Source organism: Pseudomonas sp. 2VD (assembly GCF_005503585.1).
Taxonomy (GTDB): domain Bacteria; phylum Pseudomonadota; class Gammaproteobacteria; order Pseudomonadales; family Pseudomonadaceae; genus Pseudomonas; species Pseudomonas aeruginosa.
This window is the reverse complement of the sequence record NZ_SCND01000632.1, coordinates 1-1,561: the sequence shown is the minus strand read 5'-3', so window position 1 is coordinate 1,561 and position 1,561 is coordinate 1. Positions and strand designations below refer to the sequence as shown.

The window sequence follows — 1,561 nt, the reverse complement described above, 5'->3', positions numbered from 1 at the left end:
GGACGCAAGGGTCCGGGGCGGCGATGTGCGTTGGATGGTCGTTATAGGTATTGGAGGGAACTGCCGAATCCCGCGATTCTACGCCGGGACGCCGTGCGCTGCACGCCCGCCCGGCGCTCCGGCGACCTTCCCGGAGCGATGGGACGGCTCCGGCAGCATCAGGCAGGCCATCGTCTCGCCCCAGGGCGCGAGGCCCTGTTCGACGAAGCCGGCGTCCCGATAAAGCTGGCGGGCCACGTCGTTGTCGACGGCGTAGGCGACCATCAGGCGATCGCTGCGCCGCCTCGTCCGGCGCACGCTGGCGATGATCCGTTGCAGGGCGGCGCGGCCATGCCCCTTGCCCTGGTAGCGGCGGTCGATCATCAGGCGGTAGAGCCAGTAGTGGCCGTCGTCGGCGTCGGGGCCGTAGAGGGCGAAGCCGACCATGCGCCCGCCGTGGTGGATGCCGACCGCGCGGAACCCCGGCAGGAAGCGGCTCTGGGCCAGCGAATAGAGGTTGGAAGCGACGAAGTGCGCCTGGTGGCGGGCGACCTTCAGGTCAATGCAGGTTTCCCAGTCGTCGCGGGTGATGGTTCTGAGTTCGATCATGGATGACAGGCTCTTGGAAAAAGGAGGAAAGAAAGTCGCTAGGTACGCTGCTGGACTGTTCATACGACATGCTTCGTTCCTCCCTTCGACTGGCCGAGCATCCGGCGGAAACGCAACGATATCAGGAGAAGAGTCGATTATCCCAGCTGATGCCGGATTTTTTCGCCCATGGCTAGTGGCAGGATTTCCCCGGTGCCAGGCCGGCGACAGATAAATTCGAGATTTTCCTTGTCAGATCAGTCAGGTTCTCGCTATTACATTTAACCAAGACCCTGGAGCCAAGCCCCAGCGCACGGTTGCCTCGTCGCCCCACTCCGACGGCTGATCGCCCTCTCCCCCGGCACGCAACCTGCCCGGCGCTCCCTTATCCGGATGCGGCGGTTCTTCTACGCCGCCGCGTCCCCTGCATGGAATCGCACATGTCTCATCGCCCTGTGATCAACGCCTCGGTCAGTCCGAAAGGCACGCTGGAAACCCTCTCCCAACGCGAAGTGCAACAACTGAGCGAAACCGCCAACGGCAAGACCTACCAACTGTTCCGCCAGTGCGCCCTGGCGATCCTCAATACCGGCGCCCACAGCGACAACGCCAAGACCATCCTCGACGCCTACAAGGACTTCGAGGTGCGTATCCACCAGCAGGACCGAGGCGTGCGCCTGGAGCTGATCAACGCGCCGGCCGACGCCTTCGTCGATGGCGAGATGATCGCCAGCACCCGCGAGATGCTGTTCAGCGCCCTGCGCGACATCGTCTACACCCAGAGCGGGCTGGACAGCCAGCACGTCGACCTGGACAGCTCCCAAGGCCTCACCGACTACGTCTTCCAGCTGCTGCGCAACGCCCGTACGCTGCGCCCCGGCGTCGAGCCGAAGATCGTCGTGTGCTGGGGCGGCCACTCGATCAGCAGCGAGGAATACAAGTACACCAAGAGGGTCGGCCACGAACTCGGCCTGCGCAGCCTGGATGTCTGCAC

At 64.3% G+C, this 1,561-nt stretch carries 2 protein-coding genes; one reads left to right on the top strand and one right to left on the bottom strand.

From position 1 onward, the window contains the following. Positions 1–78: 78 nt before the first annotated feature. A complete protein-coding gene (locus FFS27_RS32600) occupies positions 79–588 on the bottom strand; it encodes a GNAT family N-acetyltransferase (RefSeq protein ID WP_003101282.1) in 510 nt (169 codons plus the stop codon). A 419-nt stretch (positions 589–1,007) separates the two neighbouring features. On the opposite strand from FFS27_RS32600, the gene FFS27_RS32595 reads away from it, so the two are divergent. Next, the coding region (locus tag FFS27_RS32595; protein ID WP_137952546.1) for a pyrimidine/purine nucleosidase domain-containing protein at positions 1,008–1,561 on the top strand (554 nt) is incomplete at its 3' end.

Coding starts and splice junctions, on each gene's coding strand:
- FFS27_RS32600 (WP_003101282.1), bottom strand. CDS start 588: ATGATCGAACTCAGAACCATCACCCGCGACGACTGGGAAACCTGCATT.